This window comes from Streptomyces sp. Q6 (assembly GCF_036967205.1).
Taxonomy (GTDB): Bacteria; Actinomycetota; Actinomycetes; order Streptomycetales; family Streptomycetaceae; genus Streptomyces; species Streptomyces citrinus.
The window spans coordinates 6,035,650-6,060,287 of the sequence record NZ_CP146022.1 but is presented as its reverse complement, the minus strand read 5'-3'; the positions used below and the strand labels follow the sequence as shown (position 1 = coordinate 6,060,287).

General features: G+C 72.3%; 19 protein-coding genes and 3 pseudogenes. 8 read left to right on the top strand and 14 right to left on the bottom strand.

The genetic code is table 11. The annotated features are described in order from the left end of the window. Nucleotides 1–176 precede the first annotated feature (176 nt). Both V2W30_RS28245 and V2W30_RS28240 read left to right on the top strand, forming a co-directional pair. On the top strand, nt 177–1,502 hold the full coding sequence (locus V2W30_RS28245) for a sensor histidine kinase (protein WP_338700897.1): 1,326 nt from the start codon (nt 177–179) through the stop codon (nt 1,500–1,502). Continuing rightward, entirely contained in the window at nt 1,502–2,200 is a 699-nt protein-coding gene (locus V2W30_RS28240; RefSeq protein WP_338700896.1) for a response regulator transcription factor, read from the top strand. The genes V2W30_RS28245 and V2W30_RS28240 overlap by 1 nt, the downstream gene beginning before the upstream one ends. Here the strand turns inward: V2W30_RS28240 and V2W30_RS28235 are convergent, their stop codons facing one another. Then, nucleotides 2,201–2,701, bottom strand: a complete 501-nt coding sequence (locus tag V2W30_RS28235; protein WP_338700895.1) for an ATP-binding protein — start codon at nt 2,699–2,701, stop codon at nt 2,201–2,203. It abuts the gene before it with no gap. Between the two features lie 308 nt (nt 2,702–3,009). Between V2W30_RS28235 and V2W30_RS28230 the strand changes: the two genes are divergently transcribed. Then, on the top strand, nt 3,010–4,380 hold the full coding sequence (locus V2W30_RS28230) for an oxidoreductase (RefSeq protein WP_338700894.1): 1,371 nt from the start codon (nt 3,010–3,012) through the stop codon (nt 4,378–4,380). Here the strand turns inward: V2W30_RS28230 and V2W30_RS28225 are convergent. Further along, on the bottom strand, nt 4,367–5,125 hold the full coding sequence (locus V2W30_RS28225) for a class I SAM-dependent methyltransferase (protein WP_338700893.1): 759 nt from the start codon (nt 5,123–5,125) through the stop codon (nt 4,367–4,369). The genes V2W30_RS28230 and V2W30_RS28225 overlap by 14 nt on opposite strands. Nucleotides 5,126–5,358: 233 nt before the next feature. Here V2W30_RS28225 and V2W30_RS28220 point away from each other — a divergent pair, with 233 nt between their 5' ends. Beyond that, entirely contained in the window at nt 5,359–7,023 is a 1,665-nt protein-coding gene (locus V2W30_RS28220; RefSeq protein ID WP_338700892.1) for a cytochrome bc complex cytochrome b subunit, read from the top strand. Between the two features lie 7 nt (nt 7,024–7,030). On the opposite strand, the gene V2W30_RS28215 is transcribed toward V2W30_RS28220, so the two are convergent. The 3 genes from V2W30_RS28215 to cimA form a co-directional block, all read right to left on the bottom strand. Beyond that, nucleotides 7,031–7,690 carry a PT domain-containing protein gene (locus tag V2W30_RS28215; protein ID WP_338700890.1) on the bottom strand — a complete coding sequence of 220 codons (660 nt, stop codon included), beginning with the start codon at nt 7,688–7,690 and terminating at the stop codon, nt 7,031–7,033. A gap of 121 nt (nt 7,691–7,811) precedes the next feature. After that, on the bottom strand, nt 7,812–9,155 hold the full coding sequence (locus tag V2W30_RS28210; RefSeq protein WP_338700888.1) for a hypothetical protein: 1,344 nt from the start codon (nt 9,153–9,155) through the stop codon (nt 7,812–7,814). A 79-nt stretch (nt 9,156–9,234) separates the two neighbouring features. Further along, on the bottom strand, nt 9,235–10,866 hold the full coding sequence (gene cimA / locus V2W30_RS28205) for a citramalate synthase (RefSeq protein WP_338700886.1): 1,632 nt from the start codon (nt 10,864–10,866) through the stop codon (nt 9,235–9,237). Between the two features lie 348 nt (nt 10,867–11,214). On the opposite strand from cimA, the pseudogene V2W30_RS28200 reads away from it, so the two are divergent. From V2W30_RS28200 to V2W30_RS28190, 3 genes and pseudogenes are all read left to right on the top strand, one after another. Then, nucleotides 11,215–11,966 (top strand): annotated as a pseudogene (locus V2W30_RS28200) (LamB/YcsF family protein). Next, the gene (locus V2W30_RS28195) at nt 11,963–12,625 is read left to right on the top strand and encodes an allophanate hydrolase subunit 1 (RefSeq protein ID WP_338700884.1); all 663 of its coding nucleotides are present in this window, start codon (nt 11,963–11,965) and stop codon (nt 12,623–12,625) included. Before V2W30_RS28200 ends, V2W30_RS28195 begins: the two are co-directional and overlap by 4 nt. After that, nucleotides 12,622–13,480 (top strand): annotated as a pseudogene (locus tag V2W30_RS28190) (biotin-dependent carboxyltransferase family protein). The gene V2W30_RS28195 and the pseudogene V2W30_RS28190 overlap by 4 nt, the downstream one beginning before the upstream one ends. On the opposite strand, the gene V2W30_RS28185 reads toward V2W30_RS28190, so the two are convergent. From V2W30_RS28185 to V2W30_RS28155, 7 genes are all read right to left on the bottom strand, one after another. Next, nucleotides 13,477–14,736, bottom strand: a complete 1,260-nt coding sequence (locus V2W30_RS28185) for a hypothetical protein (protein ID WP_338700882.1) — start codon at nt 14,734–14,736, stop codon at nt 13,477–13,479. The pseudogene V2W30_RS28190 and the gene V2W30_RS28185 overlap by 4 nt on opposite strands. Before the next feature lie 145 nt (nt 14,737–14,881). Next, on the bottom strand, nt 14,882–15,499 hold the full coding sequence (locus tag V2W30_RS28180; protein WP_338700881.1) for a TetR/AcrR family transcriptional regulator: 618 nt from the start codon (nt 15,497–15,499) through the stop codon (nt 14,882–14,884). Beyond that, entirely contained in the window at nt 15,496–16,515 is a 1,020-nt protein-coding gene (locus V2W30_RS28175) for an agmatine deiminase family protein (RefSeq protein WP_338700879.1), read from the bottom strand. The genes V2W30_RS28180 and V2W30_RS28175 overlap by 4 nt, the downstream gene beginning before the upstream one ends. 10 nt (nt 16,516–16,525) lie before the next feature. Then, nucleotides 16,526–18,238: an urease subunit alpha gene (locus tag V2W30_RS28170; RefSeq protein WP_338700878.1), complete on the bottom strand. Its 1,713-nt coding sequence runs from the start codon at nt 18,236–18,238 to the stop codon at nt 16,526–16,528. Beyond that, complete coding sequence (ureA, locus tag V2W30_RS28165; protein WP_338700876.1) at nt 18,235–18,930, bottom strand: urease subunit gamma; 696 nt, start codon at nt 18,928–18,930, stop codon at nt 18,235–18,237. Before ureA ends, V2W30_RS28170 begins: the two co-directional genes overlap by 4 nt. A gap of 171 nt (nt 18,931–19,101) precedes the next feature. After that, nucleotides 19,102–20,190, bottom strand: coding sequence for a branched-chain amino acid aminotransferase (locus V2W30_RS28160; RefSeq protein WP_338700874.1), 1,089 nt, complete (start codon nt 20,188–20,190; stop codon nt 19,102–19,104). 256 nt (nt 20,191–20,446) lie between these two features. Continuing rightward, nucleotides 20,447–21,499: a 3-isopropylmalate dehydrogenase gene (locus tag V2W30_RS28155; protein WP_338700872.1), complete on the bottom strand. Its 1,053-nt coding sequence runs from the start codon at nt 21,497–21,499 to the stop codon at nt 20,447–20,449. 143 nt (nt 21,500–21,642) lie between these two features. On the opposite strand from V2W30_RS28155, the gene V2W30_RS28150 reads away from it, so the two are divergent. Continuing rightward, the gene (locus V2W30_RS28150; RefSeq protein WP_338700871.1) at nt 21,643–23,244 is read left to right on the top strand and encodes a metallophosphoesterase family protein; all 1,602 of its coding nucleotides are present in this window, start codon (nt 21,643–21,645) and stop codon (nt 23,242–23,244) included. A gap of 106 nt (nt 23,245–23,350) precedes the next feature. Here the strand turns inward: V2W30_RS28150 and V2W30_RS28145 are convergent, their stop codons facing one another. Next, nucleotides 23,351–23,494: a hypothetical protein gene (locus tag V2W30_RS28145; protein WP_255972887.1), complete on the bottom strand. Its 144-nt coding sequence runs from the start codon at nt 23,492–23,494 to the stop codon at nt 23,351–23,353. Between the two features lie 240 nt (nt 23,495–23,734). Continuing rightward, a pseudogene (locus V2W30_RS28140) lies at nt 23,735–24,624 on the bottom strand (LysR family transcriptional regulator). Nucleotides 24,625–24,638 lie beyond the last annotated feature (14 nt).

Sequence of the window (24,638 nt, the reverse complement as noted above, 5' to 3'; positions counted from 1 at the left end):
GCGTCGCCCGGCCGGGCCATTGGCCGTACCCAGCTGGGAGGAGGGCGGCGCGGTCATCCCAGCGGTGTAGTCGACAGGTGGAGACGGCGGCGGGCGATCCCGGCCCCCGGGTGGATTACGCGGCGGTGGGCGGCCGGTGAGAATGAGGCGAGCGGGGGCGAGGAAGGGTGGGCGGGGTGATCGGGGTGTTCCGGTGGTGGCCGGGGGCGGTGGCGGGGGCGCGCGCGGCGTTCGCGGTGCCCGGGGCGCGCCGTGAGGTGGTCCGTGACGGCCTGTTCGCCCTCGCGATGGCCCTGACCTGTGTGGTGTTCGCGCTCAAGCACGCCGGTGACGAGGGGGGTGACGTGTCGGGCCCGCCGCCCTGGGACCCCTCCAGCGTGCTCGCCGTCGAGAAGCCGCCGGCCGAAGCCGACGGCCCGGTCGTGATCTGGCTGGGGCTCGCCCTCGTCGCGTATCTCGCGCTCGCGCTGCGCCGCCGCTTCCCGCTCGCCGTGCTGTGGACGGCCATCGCGGCGACCGCTCTCGTCCCGGCCGACTCGCCGCGGCTGACCTTCTACGCGCTCGCGATCACCGTCTACACCGCCACCGCGCACAGCCCGCACCGGCGGGCGACCCTGCTGAGCCTGCCGGTGGCGATGATCCTGGTGAGTTTCGCGTGGAAGACGGACGAGGGGAACATCATCCCCGACCGGTTCGCCCCGCTGCTCGTCCTGCTGCCCATCGCGCTGATAGCCAACGGCCTGCGGACGTGGAAGCAGCGCAGCACGGACGGCGCGTCGCGGCTGGCCGCCCTGGAGCGGGAGCAGGCCGAGGCGCTGCGGGCGGCCGTCGCCGACGAGCGGGCCCGGATCGCCCGCGAGCTGCACGACGTCGTCACGCACAACGTGAGCGTGATGGTGATCCAGGCGGGAGCCGCCCGTACGATCCTCGCGCGCAACCCGGAGGGCGCCACGCGGGCGCTGCTGGCCGTGGAGGCGGGCGGCCGCGCGGCCATGGCCGAACTCCGGCACGTGATGGGCCTGTTGACCGCCGACAGTACGGCGCAGGGGGACGGGAGCGACGACGACCTGGCTCCGCAGCCCGGCCTCGACCACATACCGCCGCTGATCGACCGGCTGCGGCAGGCGGGCCTGCCGGTGGAGCTGACGACGACCGGCGCCGCCGACCTCGGCGCCGTCCCGCCGGGCATCGCGCTCACCGCCTACCGCGTCGTCCAGGAGGCGCTGACGAACACGGTCAAGCACGCGCGGGGCGCCCGCGCCTCGGTCATCGTGGAGCACTCCCCCGACGCGCTGCGCGTCGAGGTCACCGACACCGGCGGCACCCCGGGTCCGGGCGCCGCGACGGGGAACGGCCGGGGTCTGATCGGTCTGCGCGAGCGCCTCGCGCTGTACGACGGCACCCTGCACACGGGCGCCCGGCTCACCGGCGGCTACCGCGTCGAGGCCCGCGTCCCGCTCACCCCCGCCCTTCCCCTGCCCTCCCCGACGGAGACTCCCTGATGTCCGACGCCGCTCCCCTGCGGGTTGTGCTCGCCGACGACCAGACGCTCGTACGCACCGGGTTCCGGCTGATCCTCGACGCCGACGGCATCGACGTGGTCGCCGAGGCGGTGACCGGGACGGAGGCGGTCGCGGCCGTCCGCCGCACCCGTCCCGACGTGGTCCTGATGGACATCCGGATGCCGGAGATGGACGGTCTGGAGGCGACGCGCCGCATCCTGTCCGCCGCGGTGGCGGACGCGCCGCGCGTGCTGATCCTGACGACGTTCGACCTCGACCGGTACGTGTACGCGGCGCTGGCCGCCGGGGCCAGTGGGTTCCTCCTCAAGGACGTCACGCCGGAGCACCTCACCGCGTCCGTGCGCATGGTCCGTACCGGGGACGCGCTGCTCGCGCCCGCGATCACCAGACGTCTGGTCGAGCGCTTCGCCCACCGCGACGGCGACGGGGCGGGGGCGGACGCCTCCGCGCTCCACCGCGACCTCGCCGCGCTCACCCCGCGCGAGCTGGAGGTGCTCACCCTCCTCGCCCGCGGCCTGAGCAACGCGGAACTGGCGGCCCGGCTGCACCTGTCCGAGGCCACCGTGAAGACGCATGTGGCCCGGATCCTCGCCAAGCTCTCGCTGCGCGACCGGGTGCAGGCGGTCATCGCCGCGTACGAGACGGGTCTGGTCGGCGGCGACCGGCCGCGACAGTGATCAGTACTCGCGGACCGAGTCGGACGGGTCACGCAGGGGCGCCGGAAGGCGGGCCGGGGAGCCGTCGCCAGGGCCGGGATCCGGGCCCGTGGCGGAAGGCGGAAGAGCGCACCGGCCGAACTCGCACCACACCGTCTTCCCGGGTTCCCGCCGCCCCACTCCCCACTTGTCGGCGAGCGCCTCGACGAGGAACAACCCGCGCCCGTACTCCGCGTCGGCGTCCGGTTCGGGGAGCCGGACCTCGCCGCCCCCGGTGTCGTCCACCTCGACGCGCACGGTCCCGTCGGCGCACAGTTCGAGGCCCAGCCGGAAGCCGTTCCCGGGCGGGGACCCGTGCGTCAGCGCGTTCGTCGTGATCTCGCTGACGCAGAGAAGGACGTCGTCGAGACGTTCGAGCGCCTGCCAGTCACGAAGGGCCCACGCCGTGAACGCACGCGCCGCCGGAATCGATGTGCGTTCCCCGCGGTAGAACGCCTCGCGTTTGAGGGGGAGTTGCTCCATAGAGTGACTTTCGGACGGACGCGGGGCGCGGATGCAGCACGGGGGTCATACATCTGCATTTGTCCGCGCCGCCGCCCGGAAGACCTGGTGGGCAGGGTCCTGGACGATACGGGAATGTCAACTCCGCGCCTGCGAAGTGTGGAAGGCTGCGGCCCCAGGCGCTGTGCCCCGACGACAGCGCGTGCCTGTCGGACGGACTGCCAGGAGCCTCATGAAGACCGTGGCACGATCGCACGATCGCACGACCGCCGCGCTCGGGCGGTGGGGCTCCGGCACCGGCGGCGACCGGGGCGCTTCCCCGAAGTCCCGTGGCTGAGCGGCGCGTCGACGGGGCGGCGGTCGGCCGGGAGATCCTGGACGAGAGCGCCGGGTCCGAGCCTTACGTCCTGCGGGACGCGCGCGTCACCGGGACGCTGCGGCTCGACGGGGCCGAGCTGCGGCGGGCCGTGCGGTTCGAGGCGTGCCGGTTCGACGAGGCGGTGAGCCTCGAAGGGGCGAACACGCTCGGGTTCGCGCTCGTCGCCTGCACGCTCCCGGGGCTTCGGGCGTCGACCACGCGCTTCGGCGGGCGGGTCGACCTGCGGCGGTCGGTCATAGGTGAGCGTGACGGGGCCGACGGCGCCGTCGATCTCGTGCACGCCGACATCGCGGGCGGCCTGCGGCTCGACGGCGCGCGGCTCGTCGCCCCGGGGCGGGTGGCGCTGGAGGCCGGCGGGCTCGCCACGCGGGGCGCCGTGTTCTGCGAGGACGGCTTCGTCGCGGAGGGCGAAGTCGGTTTCCCCGGAGCCGAGTTGCCCGGCGGGCTGTGGATGCGCGGGGCCCGGATCAGGGTGGGAGCCGCCGACGCGTACGCGTTCAACGGGGACGGCCTGAAGGCGTCGAACGTACGGCTGCAAGGACTGCGGGCCGACGGCCGGATACGGCTGCGCGGCGCCCAGGTGGAGGACCTCGTCTCCTTCGAGTCCGCCGAACTGGGCGGCTCAGGCTCGTCGTTGATGGCGATCGGCATGCGCACCGAGTCGCTCGATCTGCGCTTCGCGCGGCGCCCCGCCGGAGGCATCAATCTGCGCAACGCCCACGCGACCCGCATCCAGGACCACCCGTCGACCTGGCCGACGGGCCCGCTGGGCCTGGACGGGCTGACGTACGACTGGCTCGGCGAGACGGCCGACGGGCGCCGCGAGGACGTCACGAACCGCCTCGCCTGGCTGCGCCGCCAGCCCGTGTACGCGCCGCAGCCGTACGAGCAACTCGCCTCCTACTACCGCCGGTTCGGGCACGAGGACGAGGCGCGCCGCGTCCTGCTCGTACGGGAACGGACGCGGCGCGCGACGCTGGGTCCGGCGGGGAAGGCGTGGGGCTGGCTGCTCGACGCGACCGTCGGGTACGGGTACCGGCCGTGGATCGCCGGGATCTGGCTGGCGGTGCTCACGCTCCTCGGCTCGCTCGTCTTCGACGCGCACTCCCCCGTGCCGAACAAGAAGGGCGAGGGGCCGCCCTTCAACCCCGTGGCGTACACCCTCGACCTGATGGTGCCGATCGGCGGCCTCGGCCAGCGCGACGTCTGGCACTGGGCCGAGGCCGGCGTACAGGGCCTCGCGTACGGGCTGATCGCGGTCGGCTGGATCCTGACGACGACGGTGGTGGCCGGGGTGACGCGGGCGCTCAGCCGCGCGTGAGCGTGAGCAGCGGCTCCTCGAACACGGGCGCCGGGGCGTCGGGGTCCTCGGCGACGGCCGCCTCCAGACGGCGGAAGCCGGACTCCAGTTCGTCAGGGGTGAGCTGCGCGAAGAAGGAGAGCGTGCGCAGCCGCAGCCGTTCGAGCATCGCGCCGCGCGTCCCGGACGACGGCTCGGTGACCGTGCCGTACGCGGCGACACGCCAGCCGGCCGCCGTGAACAGCTCGATGACCTCGTGCAGCGGCTGGAAGATCGCCGCGTCCGCCTCGTATCCGCGCGGGAAGTGCTCCAGCCACCACGGGCGGGGGTGGTGGTCGCGGAAGTTCGTGCGCAGGAGCAGCCGCCCGCCGGGCCTGATCACCCGCGCCAACTCCCGTACCGCGCGCGGCCGGTCCTCGACGTGGTGCCAGGACCAGCCCATCAGCGCGTAGTCGGCACTGGCCGACGGCAGGGGTATCTCCTCGGCGCTGCCCGGCAGGTACCGCACGTCGGAGTGGCGGGACCGCTCCTGCGCGACCTCCCGCATACGGACCGACGGTTCGACGCCGATGACCGGCCCGAAGGTGTCCGCGAGGGCGGGCGTGAACCTGCCGGTCCCCGAGCCGACGTCGAGGCCCGCCAGCGGGCGGCGCTCGGGCAGCACGGCCTCGAACGCGGCGAGCCACACGTCGAGTTGCCGCTCGGTGAGCGCCCGGCCGCGCGCGTACTCCTGGTGCTGCTGCGTGTCGTAGTCGATCGCTCTCATCGGCTCGCCGGACCTCCGCGCCCTCAAGTGCCGCCCAGATATATCGAGTTGATACATCGGGACGGTAGACGGCGTCCCACCGGCCTCACAAGAGGGCCTGGGTGACGGCGAGTTCGTGGCGCATCATCCCGCCTCCCGCACAGAGTGACATGCGCCACAAGTCGGCCGTCCGGTGTCACACACGCGGTGCCCGGAACCGTCTCGTGGGCGAGCGCTCACGGGAGGCATCTGACATGTCCGACAGCACCGCAGCAGGAGAGGGCGCGACGAGCGCCGCACGTCGGAGTCCGGAGACGGGGACGGGGACGGGCGAGCGGATCGCGGACTGGGCCGACGGCCGCCTCGGCATCTACGGCCTGGGCCGCAGGTATCTGCGCAAGGTCTTCCCCGACCACTGGTCGTTCCTGCTGGGCGAGATCTGCCTGTACACCTTCCTCATCCTGATCCTGACCGGCGTCTATCTGACGCTGTTCTTCCATCCCTCGATGAACGAGGTGACGTACGACGGGAGTTACGTGCCACTGAGCGGCATCCGGATGTCGGAGGCGTACGCGTCGACGCTCGACATCAGCTTCGACGTGCGCGGCGGACTCCTCATCCGGCAGATCCACCACTGGGCCGCCCTGATCTTCGTGGCGGCGATGTTCGTGCACATGATGCGGCACTTCTTCACGGGCTCGTTCCGCAAGCCCCGTGAGGTGAACTGGGTGTTCGGCTGGCTGCTGCTGTTCCTCGCCCTGTTCGAGGGGCTGCTGGGGTACTCGCTGCCGGACGATCTGCTGTCGGGGGCGGGGATGCGCCTCATCGAGGGCATGACGCTGTCCATCCCGATCGTCGGGACGTACCTGTCGTTCTTCCTCTTCGGCGGCGAGTTCCCGGGCACCGACATCGTGGGCCGCTTCTACTCGATCCACATCCTGCTGCTGCCCGGCATCATGCTGGCGCTCGTCGTCACCCACCTGATCCTGGTCTTCCACCACAAGCACACCCAGTTCCCAGGTCCGGGAAAGACCGAGCGGAACGTGGTGGGCGAGCCCTTCTTCCCCAACTACGTGGCCAAGGCGGGCGGCTTCTTCTTCCTCGTGTTCGGTGTCGTGACGCTGATCGCGGCGGTCGCTTCCATCAACCCGGTCTGGGTGTACGGCCCCTACCGCCCCGACCAGGTCTCCACGGGAGCGCAGCCCGACTGGTACCTCGGGTTCGCGGAGGGACTCGTCCGTGTCATGCCGGGCTGGGAGATCGCGGCGTGGGGCCACACCCTGAACCTGGGCATCCTCGTCCCGCTCGTCGCGTTCCCGCTGTGGCTGGTCCTGATCGGGGTGTATCCGTTCGTGGAGGCGTGGATCACGGGCGACCGGCGCGAGCACCATCTGCTCGACCGCCCGCGGAACCGCCCGGTGCGCACCGGACTCGGGGTGGCCTGGCTGACCGGCTTCCTCGTGGCGATGGCGGCCGGCGGCAACGACCTGTGGGCCACGCACTTCCATCTCTCCGTGAACGCGATCACCTGGTTCGCCCGGGTGGCACTGCTCGCGGGCCCGGTCCTCGCGTTCGTCGTCACGAAGCGGATCTGTCTCGGATTGCAGCGCCGCGACCGGGACAAGGTGCTGCACGGCCGCGAGACGGGCATCGTCAAACGCCTCCCGCACGGCGAGTACGTGGAACTCCACGAGCCGCTGCCGGAAGGGGAGCTGTACCGCCTGACCCAGCACGAGCAGCACACCGCGCTGGAGACACCACCGACCACGGACGAGCACGGAGTACGCCGCCGGACGCCTGCCGTGCGACGGCTACGGGTCGCGCTGTCGCGATGGATGTTCGGCGAGGGCGCCCAGATCCCCAAGGCGCGACCGCCGGCGCTGGAACGGGAGAAGGACCACACACCCCTTCAGCCGTGAGACGTCATCAGTCGTTGTCGACGATCGTCGTGCGCGCCCATGTCGAGTCGTCGTCGACCCGGATGATTTTGGAACAGCTCGCATTGGTCCGGGCGAAGAGATAAATGTGTCCGGTGTGCATCGTCGTGAAGTTGAGGTATCCGCCCGGTTCAAGAGTCTGTTCGTTCCGCCGGAGTCCGTCCGTGCCCAAGTAGTAGACGTGCAGCCGGACGCTGGATTCGTTCCTGACACGCCACTCGATCACCGATCCCCCGAGTTTCGAGGCGATCCTCCCCTCGCTGTCGCAGTCGAAATAGGAGGTGCCGTTGCTCCGGTAGAGGAGGGGAATTCTGCTGGGCGTGGGGGTGGGGTCCTCGGTCGGTTCGTCCGTCGTGGGGTCCTCGACGGGCTCTTCCGTGGGCTCCTGCGTGGTGGGGTCCTCGGTCGGTTCCTCGGTGGTGGGCGCCTCCGTGGCTGTCGGTGCCGACGACGAGTGGGTCGGGACGAGGCCGCCGGACGTCATTCCGGAACCGTCCGCAGAGTTGGCCGTGCCGAGTTTTATGGCGATCAGCGCGATGACGACGCTGAGAACCGCGCACACACTTCCGACAATGGTCCACACGCCGATCGCACGGTGAAAAAATCCCAGCCCACCCGGCCCGTTGTTCCCGTCCGCACCACCGCTCACCACTGCCTCCCCCCGTGGCTGTGGGGGAAATTAAAGCAGTCCGCGAATTTCTGCGGCTAGGGGCCGAACGGCCAATACCGGCAATCTGATCGCAGCCTGTTCGGCACCGGGACGCTCCCCGTCAGAACCCGCCGCCGAAGTCTCCCCCGCCGCCTCCGAAGTCGCCGCCCCCGCCGTCGCCGAAGCCGCCGCCGAAGTCCGACGAGTCGAAGTCCGCGCCCGAGTAGTCGCCGCCGTCGTAGCCCGCGCTGGAGTCGAAGTCGCCGTAGCCGGCGCCGTAGTCCGCCGCGTACGCGGGGCTCGCCATCATCGAGCCGAGCATGGTGCCGACGAGGAGACCGGGGAGCATGCCGCCGCCGAAGTAGCCGCCGGCCCACGGGCCGTACATCGGGCCCGCGTCGTAGTACGGGCGCCGCAGCCCCGATCCGGCGTCGACCGTGCGCACCATGGGCTCCTGCCCGTCGCGCAGCCGCGTCGCGTCCGCCAGGCAGACGGGGACCTCGCGGGGCGCACCGCCGGGCGGCGTCCACGCGGCGTCCTGGACGGAGGGGCCGTGGCGCGGGTCGAAGAAGCACGGGGCCCGGCGCTCCGGCAGCGGCCTGCCCTCGCGGCGCGCGGCCAGGAGCGCGAGCGAGAAGCGGCCGTCCTCCAGCGCCTGCGTGACCCCGCGCACCTCTTCGGGACGCCGGGCCGCGGCCATGAACTGCTTCGCCTTCTCGTACGCGTCGAGGGCCCGCTCGTAGTCCGCGCGCATCGCGTCGTCCGCGCCCGCCTCGGCCGGGTGGAAGTCGAGCCGGTCGAGTTCCTCGCCGAACGCGGTGATGTCCTCGTCGACGACGACCCTGAGCTTGTCCAGGGCCTCGCGCTGCTGCTGCTCGCGGACCTTCCGGTTCCGCCTGACCAGGGCGTACGCGCCCGCGCCGCCGGCCACGACGACCGCGCCGACGCCGATCAGCGCGCCGACCGGCACACCGCCGTCGTCGCCGTCCGCGCCCCAGGCCGAGGGCGCGGAGCCCCTGGCCGTGCCGATCGCCGTGTCGACGTAGTCGTCGAGCTGCTGCCGCAGCGGCTCGTCCTGGACGCTCGACGCCAGGTTCCGGACGGCGTCCCGCGACATGACCCGGCTGTCCGCCTTCACGTCGAACGCCTCGCCCAGCCGGACCCCGTACACGCCGACGATCCCCGTCTTCGTACGGAGGTCGCTGAACAGCCTCTCCTCGGGAAAGTCCGCGGGCAGCACCGCCACCATCACGGGCTTGTCCGCGTCCTTGATCTTCTTGGTGAGCGCGTCGGTGTCCGCCGAGGTCAACCGCCCCGCCGCCGCGGGATCGACGTACACCGGGCTCTTCTTCAGAGCGTCCGCGACGGTGGAGACATCCGTGGCGGCGGCAGCGGGCGGCGCCACGGCGAGCGTCGCGCCGAGGACCAGGAACGGTGCGGCGAGGGCCGCCAGGAAGGGCCTCATACCTCGACGCTATCCCACCCTGCGCCGAATGGCGGATCGAGTCCGGGCCCGGACCGCCCCTCGCCGACCGAGGCGGCCGCTACTCGACCGGCTCGACGCCCGCGCGCAGCAGACCGAAGGTGTAGGCGTCCTCCAGCGCCCCCCAGGAGGCCGCGATCACGTTCTCCGCGACGCCCACCGTCGACCACTCGCCGGACCCGTCGGACGTCGAGATCAGCACGCGGGTCGTGGAGGACGTGCCGTGCTTGCCCTCCAGGATGCGGACCTTGTAGTCGACGAGCTCCAGCTTGGCGAGCTGCGGGTAGATGCGCTCCAGGCCGACGCGCAGGGCGCGGTCGAGGGCGTTGACCGGGCCGTTGCCCTCGGCCGTGGCGACGATGCGCTCGCCCTTGGCCCAGAGCTTGACCGTGGCCTCGTTGGCGTGGGTGCCGTCGGGGCGGTCCTCGACGATGGCCCGCCAGGACTCGACGCGGAAGTACTTGCGCTCCCGGCCCTCGGCCTCGGCGCGGAGCAGGAGTTCGAAGGACGCGTCGGCGGCCTCGTACGTGTAGCCCTGAAGCTCGCGTTCCTTGACGCGGTCCACGACCCGGCCGATCAGCTCGCGGTCGCCGCCGAGGTCGACGCCGAGCTCCTTGCCCTTGAGCTCGATGGAGGCGCGGCCCGCCATGTCGGAGACGAGCATCCGGATGCGGTTGCCGACCTGCTCGGGGTCGATGTGCTGGTACAGGTCGGGGTCGACCTTGATCGCGGAGGCGTGCAGGCCCGCCTTGTGCGCGAAGGCCGAGACACCGACGTAGGGCTGGTGCGTGGAGGGGGTGAGGTTCACGACCTCGGCGATCGCGTGCGAGACGCGGGTCATCTCGCGGAGCTTGCCCTCGGGCAGGACCTTCTTGCCGTACTTGAGTTCCAGGGCGCCGACGACCTGGAAGAGGTTGGCGTTGCCGACGCGCTCGCCGTAGCCGTTGGCGGTGCACTGCACGTGCGTGGCGCCCGCGTCGACGGCGGCGAGGGTGTTGGCGGTGGCGCAGCCGGTATCGTCCTGGGCGTGCATGCCGAGCCGGGCGCCGGTGTCGTCGAGGACGGTGTGCACGATCGCCTGGATCTGAGCGGGCAGCATGCCGCCGTTGGTGTCGCAGAGCACGACCACGGAGGCGCCGGCCTCGTGCGCGGACCGTACGACGGCCTTCGCGTACTCGGGGTTGGCGCGGTAGCCGTCGAAGAAGTGCTCGCAGTCGACGAAGACCCGGCGGCCCTGGGCGACCAGGTGGGAGACGGTGTCGCGGACCATCTCCAGGTTCTCGTCGAGGGTGGTGCGCAGGGCGAGCTCGACATGCCGGTCGTGGGACTTGGCGACCAGCGTGATGACCGGGGCGCCGGAGTCGAGAAGGGCCTTGACCTGCGGGTCCTCGCTCGCCTTGGCGTTCGCGCGGCGGGTGGAGCCGAAGGCCACGAGCTGCGCGTGCTGGAAGTCGATCTCCTGGCGCGCGCGGGCGAAGAACTCCGTGTCGCGGGGGTTGGCGCCGGGCCAGCCGCCCTCGATGAAGCCCACGCCGAAGTCGTCCAGATGCCGTGCGATGGTCAGCTTGTCCGCGACGGTGAGGTTGATGCCCTCGCGCTGCGCGCCGTCGCGCAGCGTCGTGTCGAAGACGTGGAAGGAATCGTCGAGGTCGCCGGAAGGGGTCTCGCTACGTTCGCTCGGGCTGCTGCTCATGCTGATCTGGCTCCTGTATGGGATCTCGGTCTACCGGAATGACCGGCTCCACCGCCCTTCATGATCCCTCGCGCTCTCCGTCCGGCTGCGGGTGGGCCAGAAACAGAAAAACCTCTCGCGGGTGCGAGAGGTCTGCGCGCGGGTCGAGGACGACGGTGTCCACCTGTACCGGGTCGTACGGGGTGGTCACTGCGGACCGGCGCGCCTGCTGCCAATAATCATGGCGAACGAGAGCACGCCCGCAGTCTGCCACAGCCCGCACAGCGCCCGGACGGCGGTCTCACCATGCGGTCAGGCGCTCTGTCGGATCGTTCAACAATCGCCTACGTTGAAGAGGTGACGCACGACGTGATCGACCTCAACGCGGATCTCGGCGAAGGTTTCGGCCGCTGGACCCTCACCGACGACGAGGCCCTGCTGTCCGTGGTGACCAGCGCCAACGTCGCCTGCGGTTTCCACGCGGGCGACCCCTCCGTGATGCGGTGGGTGTGCGACCTCGCCGCCGAGCGCGGGGTGCGGATCGGGGCGCAGGTCTCGTACCGGGACCTCGCCGGGTTCGGGCGCCGCGCCATGGACGTGCCGGCGGACGAGCTGGCGGCCGAAGTGGCGTACCAGATCGGCGCGTTGCGGGTCTTCGCGCAGGCGGCCGGGGCCGAGGTGGCGTACGTGAAGCCGCACGGCGCGCTCTACAACCGGACCGTGGCCGACGCGGAACAGGCGTGGGCCGTCGTCGCGGGCGTACGCCTCGCGGGCGGGGCGCTTCCGGTGCTCGGCCTGCCGGGCTCGCGGCTCCTCGCCGCCGCCGAGGAGGCGGGTCTCACCCCGGTGCGGGAAGCCTTCGCCGACCGCGCCTACACGCCGGAGGGGACGCTGGTTCCGCGCCGGGAGGCCGGGGCCGTGGTCGAGGACGCGGACACGGTGGTGCGCCGCTCCGTCGGCTTCGCGGTGGGGGCGGGGTCGAGGCGTCCGACGGTACGTACGTCGAGGTCGCCGCCCGCTCGCTGTGCGTGCACGGCGACACCCCGGGCGCGGCCAGGACCGCGGCGCGGGTGCGCGCGGCGCTGGAGGACGCCGGGGTCAAGGTGGGTGCGTTCGCGTGAGCACGGCTCCGGTGGTGCGGGTCGCCGGGCGCCACGCGCTCCTGGTGGAGCTGCCGGACGCCGAGCGCGCCGGAGCCTTCCACGCGGGGCTGCTGCGCAGCCGGGCGGCGGGCACGCTGCCGCCGGTCGCCGAGATCGTGCCCGGCGCGCGCACCGTGCTCCTCGACGGGGTGCCGGACCCGGACGCGCTGGCCCGCGAGCTCGCCTCCTGGGACGTTCCTCCGGCGGCCGCGGGCGACGGCGACGTGGTGACGATCCCGGTGGTGTACGACGGCCCCGACCTGGCCGACGTCGCCGCGCTGTGGGGCGTGTCCGAGGCCGAGGTGGGGGCGCGCCACGCCGCGTACACCTACCGGGTCGCCTTCTGCGGCTTCGCTCCGGGCTTCGGCTATCTCACCGGACTGCCCGAGTCGCTGCACGTGCCGCGCCGGGCCACGCCGCGCACCAGGGTCCCGGCGGGCGCGGTGGCCGTGGCGGGCCCGTACTCGGCGGTGTACCCGAGGGCGACGCCGGGCGGCTGGCAGATCATCGGAACCATGCCGGACCCGCTGCCGCTGTGGGACCCCGACCGGGAGCGGGCGGCCCTGCTGTCGCCGGGGACCCGGGTGGAGTTCGCCCCGACGGCACCGCCGGGCGGCGGCGACGGGGAGACCCCGTGACCACCACACTCACCGTGACCCGTCCCGGCGCCCTCACCACCGTCCAGGACGAGGGACGAACGGGCCACGCGCATCTGGGAGTTCCGCGCTCGGGCGCCCTCGACGCGCCCGCGATGCGGATGGCGAACCGGCTGACCGGCAACCCGCAGGGCACCGCCGTACTGGAGACCACGCTCACCGGAGTGGCCCTGCGCCCCGACGGGCAGGTCACCGTCGCCGTGGGCGGCGCACCCTGCCCGGTCACGATCGACGGGCGTCCCGCGCCCTGGGGCACGCCGGTCCGCGTCCCGGGCGGGGCGGTGCTCGACGTGGGCCCGGCCACCCACGGACTGCGGTCCTACGTCGCGGTCGCGGGCGGCATCAGCGTCGCCCCGGTGCTCGGCAGCCGCTCCACGGACCTCCTGTCGGGCCTGGGGCCCGCGCCGCTCGCCGCGGGGATCTGCTCGGCGTCGGCGCGCTGTCCGCTCCCCGCCCGCGCTTCCGGCGGCCCCGCCCTGGCCGGCCCCGCCCGCCGAGCTGATCCTGCCGACCTGCCCGGGGCCCCGCGCCGACTGGTTCACGGCGGCGGCCCTGCGGACGTTCCGTACGGCCACGTACACGGTGTCGGCGCAGAGCAACCGCATCGGCCTGCGCACCGAAGGGCCGCCCCTGGAGCGGGAGTTGCCGGGCGAGCTGCCCAGTGAGGGCATGGTGCTCGGGGCGGTGCAGGTGCCGCCCGACGGCCGCCCGGTGGTCTTCCTGCACGACCACCCGACGACCGGCGGCTACCCGGTGATCGCCGTCGTCCCCGAACCGGCCCTCGCCGCGGCGGCGCAGGCGGTCCCGGGCACCCCTCTGCGCTTCGTGCTGTCCTAGGGCCGCAGTCGCCGCACGAAGGTGTCGCGCAGCCCGTTGGTGTCGTCGGCGACCAACTGCGCGGACGTCGAGCCGAGGCCGACCGTGCGGCCGTGGGCGTCGAGGGACGCGGCGTACACGCCGACGTCGGTGAGCGGGCCGCCGTCCACACCGCCGCTGACCAGGGTGGTCGCGCCGGTGCGCAGGTTCCGTACGTACACGTTCACGGCGGGGCCGACCTTCATCTCGTAGGCGAGGTGGCGGCCGTCCGCGCTCAGCACGCCGTTGGAGGCGGCCGCTTCGCCCTCGCCGTCGTGGATGACGCGGCGCGTGGTGCCGGTGCGCAGATCGCGTACGTAGATGTCGGTGGCGGTGGGGCTCTCGCTGCCCGGCAGCAGGTCCGTCGCCCAGGATCCGAACGAGACGGTGCGCCCGTCGTTCGAGACGTGCGGGCTCGATCCGCCCGTCGCCGAGGGCGATCCGTCCGGGGTGACGTTGACCTGTTCCTCGGCGCCGGTGCGCAGGTCCCTGACGTAGACGAAACCGTCGCCGGAGCGCACGCCGTTCTGGCTGTACGCGAGGTAGCGGCCGTTGCCGCTGAGGTCGAAGCCGTATCCGGCCAGGGTGGGGTGGGCGCGGTTGCTGACGCGCTTCGTGGTGCCGGTCTCGCGGTCGTGGAGGTAGACGGCCGGATCGATGGAGCCCTCGCCCTCCATCTGGTACGGCCGGGCGTTGAAGGCGACGTAGCGCCCGTCGTCCGAGATGTCGGCGGTCCAGTTCGCGTACGCGGACACGCCGTCCGGGGCGCCGCTCACCAGCTCGGTGGTGCCGGTGCGGCGGTCGTGGACGTAGACGTCGTACGCCCACAGGGGCCCGCGGGGGTCCTGGGGCACGAGGTTCGTGGCGGTGGAGCGGAAGACGACGTAGCGGCCGTCGGCGCTGATGCCCGCGGCCTCCGACTGGCCGTTGGCCGGGGTGCCGTCGGAGGCGACGCTGACCCGCTCCAGGGCGCCGCGCTTCAGGTCGCGCACGAAGACGTCGTTGGTGTCGAAGGTGTCGCCGGGCACCAGGTTCGCGGCGTACGAGCTGAAGACGGCGTAGCGGCCGGTGCTGCTGAGCAGCGGCCCGCCCGAGTCGGCGTCGCCCTGCTCCCCCGCGGCCGAGACGGAGATCCGCTCGGTGCGGGGCGCGGGCGGCGCGGCGAGGGCAGGGCCGACGGCGAGCGCGACGGCGGTGGCGGTGGCGGCCAGGACTGAGGCCAGGGTGATACGACGCATGCGGTGATTCCCCCGTGGTGTCGGTGCGGTCCGTGCCGTGCCGCGGCACGCGGGCCCCGGTCCGACACCAGGGGCCCACGGAAATCCAACCGCACCGCCCGTAACAGGGGCAATCCGTCGGACGACGTACAACCCGGACGCGGCCTCAGGAGTCGTCGGCCGCGAGCCCGTCGTCGAGGAACTCCCCCACGTGAGACAGGACTTGGGCCCGGTCGGCGCCCTGGAGCCCGATCGCGACGTGGATGGAGAAGCCGTCGAGCAGCGCCCGCAGCCGCGCCGCGAAGCGGTCCGGGTCGACGGCCCTGAACGCGCCGCGCGAGATGCCCTCGGCGAGCAGTGCCACGAGGTCGCGGTGCCAGGCGCTCTCGATGGCGGCCTGCCGGGCGCGGGCGGACGTCTCGACGGCGGCGCTCTTCGACCGGTTCCACACTTCGAGCCAGAGCGTCCAGTGCGGATCGCGGGGCCCGTCGGGCACGTACAGGTCGACGTACGCGTCGAGCCGCTCGCGCACCCCGCCCCCGGCGTCCAGCACCTCCCGCCGCCGCGCGCCCAGTTGCTCCTCGCTCCACTCCAGCGTGCGCAGCAGCAGTTCGTCCTTGGACTTGAAGTGGTACGCCAGGTGCCCGCTGCTCATCCCCACGTCCCGCCCGAGCGCGGCCATGGTGAGCCGTTCGAGTCCGTTCTCGGCGATCATCGCCATGGCGGCGGCGAGCACGTCCTCGCGGGGCGGTGCCGGGGTGCGCCGGCGCGCGGCCCCGGTCATCCGGCCGGCTGCTGCTGGGTGATGCAGTGGATGCCGCCGCCCGCCGCGAAGATCGTGCGGGCGTCGACGAGGGTGACCGTGCGGGACGGGAAGAGGCGGCGGAAGATCGCGGCCGCCTCCTCGTCGCGCGGGTCGTCGAAGCCGCACAGGACGACGCCGTCGTTGCAGAGGTAGTGGTTGATGTACGAGTAGTCGACCCAACCCTCGTCGTCCGCGAGCACGCTCGGCGCGGGGACCTCGACGATCTCCAGGGGGCGGCCCTGCGCGTCGGTCTGTCCGGTGAGGACGCCGATGATCTCGCGGCCGACCTCGAAGTCCGGATGGGCCGGGTCCTGCTGGGAGTGCACGAGGACCACGCCGGGCGCCGCGAACGCCGCGACGATGTCGACGTGCCCGCGGGTGCCGAACTCGCCGTAGTCCGCGGTGAGTCCGCGCGGCAGCCAGATGGCCTTCGACGTGCCGATGCGGGCGTGGATCTCCGTCTCGACGTCCGCCTTCGTCCAGCCCTGGTTGCGGTCGGGGTCGAGCTGGACGGTCTCCGTGAGCAGGACCGTGCCCTCGCCGTCGACGTGGATGCCGCCGCCCTCGTTGACGAGCGGCGAGGAGTGCACGGGCACGCCGGCGAGGTCGGCGACATGGCGGGCGATCTTGGAGTCGTGCTCCCAGCGGGCCCAGTCCTGGGCGCCCCAGCCGTTGAACGTCCAGTCCACGGCGGCCGTCTCCCCGGTCTCCGTGTGCCGCACGAACGTGGGGCCGATGTCACGCATCCACGCGTCGTCGAGATCGCGCTCGACCAACTCGATCCCGGAGTCGAGGAGTGCGCGCGCCGAGTCGAGCTGTCCGGTGCCGACGACCATCGTCAGCGGCTCGTGGCGGCGTACGGCGCGGGCCACCGACGCCCACGCGGCGCGCGCGTCGGCCAGTTCCCGGTCGTCGGCGAAGGTCGGGTTGGGGCCCGGCCACGCCATCCAGGTGCGTGCGTGCGGGGCCCACTCGGGCGGCATGGAGTACGTCATCGCAAAGACCTCACAGGAAGTACAGGCGGTTGAGGGGGACGGAGTCGGCCGGTGCGGAGCGCAGCGGCTCGCCGTCGAGGGTGACCAGGCCGCTGCGCTGGTCCACGTCGACCGCTCCCGTACGGGAGTTGAGGCGCAGGTCGGCGGGGCCGATGCCGCGGGTGCCGCGGACGGCGACCCGGCGGCGCCGCGTGGGCATGGTGTCGTGGCCGTCGTCCACGGCGGCCCGCGCGACGAAGGCGACGGACAGTTCGGCGGCGGTCGCCCCGTGCGCCCCGAACTGCGGCCCGAGGACCAGGGGTTCGCAGGTGTCCGTCGCCGCGTTCGGGTCGCCGACGACGCCGTACGCGGGGAAGCCGGACTTCAGCACCAGCTGCGGCTTCGCGCCGAAGAACTCCGGGCGCCAGAGCACGATGTCGGCCATCTTGCCGACCTCGATGGACCCGATCTCGTGCGCGAGGCCGTGCGCGATGGCGGGGTTGATGGTCAGCTTCGCGATGTAGCGCAGGACGCGGTCGTTGTCGTGGCCGACGCCCGGGTCGCCCAGCTCGGCCTTCATCTTCCCGGCCATGGCGAAGGTGCGGCGGACCGTCTCGCCCGCGCGCCCCATGCCCTGCGCGTCCGACGAGGTGATGCCGATGGCGCCCAGGTCGTGCAGCACGTCCTCGGCGCCCATGGTCGAGGCGCGGATCCGGTCGCGGGCCATGGCGGCGTCGCCGGGCAGGTCCGTCTTCAGGTCGTGGACGGAGACGATCATGCCGTAGTGCTCGGCGACGGCGTCCCGGCCGAAGGGCAGGGTGGGGTTGGTGGACGACCCGATGACGTTCGGGACGCCCGCCATCTTCAGCACGTTCGGTACGTGACCGCCGCCGCAGCCCTCGATGTGGAAGGCGTGGATGGTCCGCCCTTCGAGGACCTTCAGGGTGTCCTCCACCGACAGGCATTCGTTCAACCCGTCGCTGTGCAGGGCCACTTGGACATCGTGCTCCTCGGCGACGCGCAGTGCCGTGTCCAGGGCGCGGGTGTGCGCGCCCATGTCCTCGTGCACCTTGAACCCGCAGGCGCCGCCCTCGGCGAGGGCCTCCTCCAGCGGGGCCCCGTCGGACGACGAACCGCGGCCCAGGAAGCCGATGTTGACCGGCCAGGCGTCGAAGGCGGAGAAGGCGTGCTTCAGCGCCCACGGCGAGTTGACCCCGACCCCCCACACCGGGCCGAACTCCTGCCCGATGATCGTCGTCACGCCGGAGGCGAGCGAGGCCTCCATGATGCGCGGCGAGAGCAGGTGGACGTGGGTGTCGACGGCTCCGGCGGTGGCGATGAGCCCCTCGCCGGACACGATGGACGTGCCGGTCCCGACGACGACGTCGACCCCGTCGAGCGTGTCCGGATTCCCGGCCCGACCGATGGCGTGGATGCGGCCTTCGCGGATGCCGATGGACACCTTGCGGATGCCGAGCTCGGCGTCGATCACCACGACGTTGCTGATCACGACGTCGCAGGTCTCGCGGACGGCCGCGGCCTTCAGGTGCAGCCCGTCGCGCGCGGTCTTGCCGAACCCGGCGAGGAACTCGTCCCCGTACGCCTGCGAGTCCGACTCGACCTTGATCGTGAGCCCGGAGTCGCCGAGCCGGATCCGGTCGCCGGCGCGCGGGCCGTGCGTCCCCGCGTACTCGTACGGGGTGAGGCGGCGGGCCTCGGCGGGGTGTCCTCCGGGGCGGCTCATCGGCCGGCCTCCTTCTCGTCGGCTCCGAGGTATCCGCAGGCGGCGGCGCGGCGCAGCGCCTCCTCGCGGGCGCCCGGGGCGTCCAGCGGCCCGTCGACGAGCCCGGCGAAGCCGATCGCGACGCGGGCCCCGCCGATCGGCACCAGCCCGACCTCCGCGGACTCGCCGGGGCCGAACCGCACGGACGACCCGGCGGGCACCGCGAGCCGCATGCCGTACGCCGCCGCGCGGTCGAAGTCGAGGCGCGGATTGGCCTCGAAGAAGTGGAAGTGCGAGGTGACGGAGACCGGCACACCCGCCGTGTTGGTGACGGTGAGCGTCGCCCGCGGCGCGGGGTCGGCGTGCTCGGGGCCGGGCAGGAGTGCTCCCGGCGCCGCGTCGCCCGTCCCCGTGCCGATCGGGTCACTCACGACGGCGAGCCGTGACCCGTCGTCGAAGACGGCCTCGACGTGCACCTCGGTGACGATGTCGGCGACGCCCGGCAGCACGTCGTCGGGGCCGAGCACGGACCGCGCCGCCTCGACGGCCTCGGCGAGCCGCCGTCCGTCTCGGGCCGCCTCGCAGACGGTGTCCGCGATCAGGGCGGTCGCCTCCGGCACATTGAGCCGCAGCCCGCGGGCCCTGCGGGTCCGGGCGAGCTCGGCCGCGCCGAACAGCAGCAGCCGGTCGCGCTCGGTGGGGGTCAGTCGCACGCCGTCGCACCTCCTCGTGGTTAGAACGCCACTCTAAACCGATCGCCCGCTGATCCCAAGCATTGATCGTGAGCTTGAGGACTTGAGGAACAGCACATTGAGCAGCGCTCTAATGCAGGGCGCGAAATAAGGGCCGCACCCCGCGTACGGAGTGCGGCCCTTCCGCAGGCGTCAGCCCAGTCGGTGCATCCAGCCGTGCGTGTCCTCGGACGTGCCGCGCTGGATGTCGAGGAGCGCCTCGCGCAGCTTCATCGTGACCTCGCCGGCCTCGCCGCCGGACTGCTGCCACTCGGCGCTCGCGCGCTTGACCGTGCCGACCGGCGTGATGACCGCGGCGGTGCCGCAGGCGAAGACCTCGGTCAGCTCGCCGGAGGCGGTGTCGGCCTGCCACTGCTCGATGGAGACGCGGGCCTCCTCCGACTTGTAGCCGAGGTCGCGGGCGACCTGGAGGAGCGAGTCACGGGTGACGCCCGCGAGCAGCGAACCGGTCAGGATCGGGGTGACGATCTTGTCCCCGTACACGAAGTACAGGTTCATGCCGCCGAGCTCCTCGACCCACTTGTGCTCGACGGCGTCCAGGTAGGCGACCTGGTCGCAGCCCTTGGCCGCGGCCTCGGCCTGGGCGAGCAGCGAGGCCGCGTAGTTGCCGCCGGTCTTGGCGTCGCCGACGCCGCCGGGGACGGCGCGCACGCGGTCCTCGGAGAGCCAGATGGAGACGGGCTTCACGCCACCGGAGAAGTACGCGCCGGCGGGCGAGGCGATCACGACGAAGAGGTACTCGTTGGCGGGCTTCACACCCAGACCGACCTCGGTCGCGATCATGAACGGGCGCAGGTACAGCGACTGCTCGCCACCGTGCGCGGGGACCCAGTCCTTGTCCTGCTGGACCAGGAGGTCACAGGCCTCGATGAACGTCTCGACCGGCAGCTCGGGCATACCGAGGCGCCAGGCCGAGTGCTGGAAGCGCTTGGCGTTCATGTCGGGGCGGAACGTGGCCACCGTGCCGTCGGGCTGCCGGTAGGCCTTGAGGCCCTCGAAGATCTCCTGTGCGTAGTGCAGGACGTTCGTCGCCGGGTCGAGGGAGAGCGGGCCGTAGGGCACGAGCTGCCCGTCGTGCCAGCCGCGTCCTTCGGTCCACTTGACGGTGACCATGTGGTCGGTGAAGTGGCGGCCGAATCCGGGGTTGGCCAGGATCGCCTCGCGCTCCGCGGCGGACAGCGGGGTCGAGGAGGGCTTGAGCTCGATCGTGGGCGTCGTCATGGTTGCGTGTCCTTCACCGTTGGTTGTGACGGACCGCGTTCACGCCTGCACTCCTTGTACTAGGACGTCCGAGCTTCCACGTACATCGCGGCCCCGCGTTCGATTATCGCGCGCGGAGAGGGGTGCTCGAAACAGCCCCGATGAGGGCGAGGTGCAATGCGGCCCGGGTTGATGGTGGCACCCCGGGGCCGCAGAGGAGAAGCCGCCGGGTTGCTGTTGCGACCCGGCGGCTTCTCTTACGTGCGTGCGCGCCGGGTCAGCCGGCTACTACTCGGGCGACGAGCGCGTCGCCGATCTCGTCGGTCGAGCGCACGGAGTCGCCGCGCTCGCCGAGGTCGGCGGAGACGGCGGTCTCGATGCGCGCGGCCTCGGACTCGTAGCCGAGGTGACGCAGGAGGAGGGCGACGGAGAGGACCGTGGCGGTCGGGTCCGCCTTGCCCTGGCCCGCGATGTCCGGCGCCGAGCCGTGGACGGGCTCGAACATCGAGGGGAACTCACGGCTCGGGTTGATGTTCCCGGAGGCCGCGACGCCGATGCCGCCGGAGACGGCCGCGGCGAGGTCGGTGATGATGTCGCCGAAGAGGTTGTCGGTGACGATCACGTCGAAGCGGGCCGGGTCGGTGACGAGGTAGATCGTCGCGGCGTCGACGTGGATGTAGTCGGTGGTGACCTCGGGGAACTCCGCGGCGACCTGGTGGAAGATGTTGGTCCAGAGGTGGCCCGCGAAGGTCAGCACGTTGTTCTTGTGGACCAGCGTGAGCTTCTTGCGGGGGCGGGCCTGGGCGCGGGCGAACGCGTCACGGACCACACGCTCCACACCGAACGCGGTGTTGACGGAGACCTCGGTGGCGACCTCGTGCGGCGTGCCCTTGCGGATCGTGCCGCCGTTGCCGGTGTACGGACCCTCGGTGCCCTCGCGGACGACGACGAAGTCGATCTCCGGCTGGCCGGCCAGCGGGGTCGAGACACCCGGAAGGAGCTTCGACGGACGCAGGTTGACGTGGTGGTCGAAGGCGAAGCGGAGCTTCAGCAGGAAGCCGCGCTCCAGGACGCCGGACGGGACCGACGGGTCGCCGATGGCGCCGAGCAGGATCGCGTCGTGCTTCTTGAGGGAGTCGAGGTCGGCGTCGGTGAGCGTCTCACCGGTCGCGTGGTACCGCTTGGCGCCGAAGTCGTAGTCCTCGGTCTCCAGCTTCACATCCTGCGGAAGGACGGCGGAGAGGACCTTGAGTCCCTGGGCCACGACCTCCTGGCCGATGCCGTCACCAGGGATCACTGCGAGATTGAGGATGCGAGAGCTTGCCGACATGCACAGCACCGTACTCCGTGTCCCATGGGATGACACACGATGTCCACGATACGGACAGCAGGTCCGGGCGGGCTCCCGCACGGTCGCCTGCTGTTCACCCGTGGGTATGGCGGGAGTTGGGATCCACTGGGAACTTCTCCCTCATGACTGTGCCTTTCGGTGGGACACCCCCCGAGTCCCCCGTCCCCGACGTCGGCATACCCGAGCGGCTCGCGCGGCGGATGAGCATGCCCGAGCAGTACGAGTACCTGCGGACGCGGTTCAGCAGGCGGCGCGCCCTGGTGTCGGCGGGCGCGGTGGCCGGCGGGCTGCTCACCGGCTGCTCGGGCGGCTCCTCGCCCGGCGCGCGGACCTCGCCGTCCCCCGCCTCCTCGGCGTCGGCGGTGCGGGGCTCCGCCGTCCCGCCCTTCGGCCGCCATCTCGCCTTCGGCGCCGAGCCGATGACCCAGATGCGGATCTCCTGGCAGGTGCCGGTCGCGGTGCGCGCGCCGTACGTCCGGATCGGCCTGCGCCCCGACGATCTGGGCCGGAGGATCCCGGCGGAGGTGCGCGCCCTGCACACGCCGGGCGTCAGCGGTGTGCGCCTCGCGCTCGACCAGTTCTACGTCCACGCGGCGCTGGACCGGCTGACCCCGGACACGACGTACTACTACGGCGTCGGCCACGACGGCTTCGACCCGGCCTCGGCCGCGCACCGCTCGACGATCTCCCGCTTCCGCACGGCCCCGACCACCCCGAAGGCGTTCACGTTCACGGCCTTCGGCGACCAGGGCGTGGGCGACGCGGCGGCGGCGAACGACCGTCTGATGCTGGACCAGGATCCCGCGTTCCACCTGCACGCGGGCGATCTCTGCTACGCGGACGGCACCGGCCACGGCAAGAGGACGGACGGCTACGACCCCGCCACCTGGGACCTGTTCCTCAAGCAGAACGAACAGGTCGCGCGGGTGGTGCCGTGGATGGTGACGACCGGCAACCACGACATGGAGGCCTGGTACTCGCCGGACGGCTACGGCGGCCAACTGGCCCGCTGGTCACTGCCGGACAGCGGCTTCGACCCGCGGTCGACGCCGGGCGCGTACTCCTTCACGTACGGCAATGTCGGCGTGGTGGCGCTGGACGCGAACGACGTGTCGTACGAGATCAGGGCGAACCTGGGGCACAGCGACGGGCGGCAGACGGCGTGGCTCGACCAGACGCTCGGCGCGCTGCGGGCGGCCGCGCACATCGACTTCGTCGTCGTGTTCTTCCACCACTGCGCGTACTCGACCTCGGCGCACGCCTCCGACGGCGGGGTGCGCAAGGCGTGGGTACCGCTGTTCGACCGGCACCGGGTGGACCTGGTGATCAACGGCCACAACCACGTCTACGAGCGCACCGACGCGATACGCGGCGCAGCGGTGGGCCGGGCCGTACCGATCGGCGGCACGGTGGATCCGGCGCGCGACGGCATCGTGTACGTCACCGCCGGCGGCGGCGGCCGTGACCTGTACGGCTTCCAGCCCGGCGCCAAGGAGAGCTACGAGGGGCACGAGCGCCGGCACCGGGCCGTCGACAGCATGGTCTGGGCGACGGCGTCGGGGCAGACGAAGAACGAGACCGCCGACTGGTCACGGGTGCGCTATCGCGGGTTCTCGCTGCTCAAGGTCGAGGCGGAGTCCGGGGCGCACCCGCGCCTCACGGTGTCGGCGCTGGCCCGCGGGGGCGAGCGCGTCGACCACTTCGAGGTGAAGCGGGGTTCGTGAGAAGGGCCCGGTGCCGAGAGGAACCGGTGACGAGAGGACCCGTCGAGGAGAGGGCCCCTCGGCGAGAAGGACTCGGTGGTGGGACGGACTCGGTGGTGGGACGGGCTCAGTGGCCGGTCTCTCCGCCGTTGTCCCTGCGGTCCAGCGCGCGCTGGAGGGCCGCGGCGGCGATCTTGGCGGTCTGCCGGTCGGCTTCGCTCGACGGGGAGACGTGACGGACTCGGCGGCGGACGGGCGTCGCAGTGGCCATGATGATCGACTCCTTGAGATCACATGAGGACGCGCGCGAGTGCGCGCACCTGTGGGGATTTCGAGGCGCCGGAAGGGGCGGGGAGCGGGAGCCGCAGGGGTTGCCTGCGCGGTGCTCTGCTCACGGCCGCCATTCGCCGGATCGGGCGAGACGTTCGGCTTCTACAAAGCTAGGGCAGGTGCGTGCTTCTGTCTCCACAATTACTCGGACTTCCTACTATCTGAGACGGGGCTCACGTCATCAGCCCCGCGACAGACCCCTGAGCTCACGGATCAGCGCGCGCACGGGCGCCGTCGCGGCCAGCTCGGCGGTGGTGACGTACCCGACGGATCGGACCGGTCGCTCCGCACCGAGATCGGTGATCTCGACGGTGGACGGTGCTCCGCGCAGGGCCAGTTCCGGCATGATCGCCATGCCGAGCCCCGCGCTCACCATCGACAGCACGGTGCCGTCGTCCTCGGCGCGGACCGTGGCGCGCGGGATCCAGTCCTGGGCGGCCCACCAGTCACGGGTGTACGACCCGCAGTTCTCCGTCCAGTCGACGAGCGGCAGTGTGCGCGGCGCCGGGTGGCCGACGGGATGCACCAGCGCGTACGACTCCTTGACGAGTACGTCACTGACGAGACCGGCCGGCGGCGCGCTGCCGCCGCCGAGGGTCGCGATCGCCAGGTCCGCCCGCCCGGCCGCGACCTCGCCCGCCGTACCCGCGCCGATGTCCCGTACGACGCGGACCTCGGGCTCGATGCCGGGATGCCGGGCCGCGAGTGCCTCCAGGGCGGGCGGCAGCAGGTGCAGGGCGGCACTGCGGAACGCCGCGATACGCAACGGACCCTGCGCGGTGCCGGGTTCGGAACGCGCCTCGGCCGCCATGAGGGCGAGCAGGCGCAGCACGCGGCGGGCGTGGCCGACGACCTTGGCGCCCGCCTCGGTGGGCCGGGCGCCCGAGCGGCCCCGCTCGAAGAGGACGGCGCCGAGCTTTCCTCGCTGCCGCGCACGGAGTGCGAGACCGCGGACTGGGTGACGCCGAGCACCGCGGCGGCCGCGCCGAAGCCGCCCTCGTCGGCGACGGCGCACAGGATGCGCAGTTCGTGCGGCGCGAGGTCGGGCGCCTGCGTCCTGTCCTGGGTCACGTACGTCTCACCTG

Bases quoted from the DNA above. Each gene is read 5' to 3' on its own strand.
- V2W30_RS28155 (WP_338700872.1), bottom strand. From the start codon at position 21,499: ATGTCGGCAAGCTCTCGCATCCTCAATCTCGCAGTGATCCCTGGTGAC.
- V2W30_RS28175 (WP_338700879.1), bottom strand. From the start codon at position 16,515: ATGACGTACTCCATGCCGCCCGAGTGGGCCCCGCACGCACGCACCTGG.
- V2W30_RS28185 (WP_338700882.1), bottom strand. From the start codon at position 14,736: ATGCGTCGTATCACCCTGGCCTCAGTCCTGGCCGCCACCGCCACCGCC.
- V2W30_RS28150 (WP_338700871.1), top strand. From the start codon at position 21,643: ATGACTGTGCCTTTCGGTGGGACACCCCCCGAGTCCCCCGTCCCCGAC.
- cimA (WP_338700886.1), bottom strand. From the start codon at position 10,866: ATGAGCAGCAGCCCGAGCGAACGTAGCGAGACCCCTTCCGGCGACCTC.
- V2W30_RS28210 (WP_338700888.1), bottom strand. From the start codon at position 9,155: ATGAGGCCCTTCCTGGCGGCCCTCGCCGCACCGTTCCTGGTCCTCGGC.
- V2W30_RS28145 (WP_255972887.1), bottom strand. From the start codon at position 23,494: ATGGCCACTGCGACGCCCGTCCGCCGCCGAGTCCGTCACGTCTCCCCG.
- V2W30_RS28170 (WP_338700878.1), bottom strand. From the start codon at position 18,238: ATGAGCCGCCCCGGAGGACACCCCGCCGAGGCCCGCCGCCTCACCCCG.
- V2W30_RS28180 (WP_338700881.1), bottom strand. From the start codon at position 15,499: ATGACCGGGGCCGCGCGCCGGCGCACCCCGGCACCGCCCCGCGAGGAC.
- V2W30_RS28160 (WP_338700874.1), bottom strand. From the start codon at position 20,190: ATGACGACGCCCACGATCGAGCTCAAGCCCTCCTCGACCCCGCTGTCC.
- V2W30_RS28240 (WP_338700896.1), top strand. From the start codon at position 1,502: ATGTCCGACGCCGCTCCCCTGCGGGTTGTGCTCGCCGACGACCAGACG.
- V2W30_RS28235 (WP_338700895.1), bottom strand. From the start codon at position 2,701: ATGGAGCAACTCCCCCTCAAACGCGAGGCGTTCTACCGCGGGGAACGC.
- V2W30_RS28225 (WP_338700893.1), bottom strand. From the start codon at position 5,125: ATGAGAGCGATCGACTACGACACGCAGCAGCACCAGGAGTACGCGCGC.
- V2W30_RS28220 (WP_338700892.1), top strand. From the start codon at position 5,359: ATGTCCGACAGCACCGCAGCAGGAGAGGGCGCGACGAGCGCCGCACGT.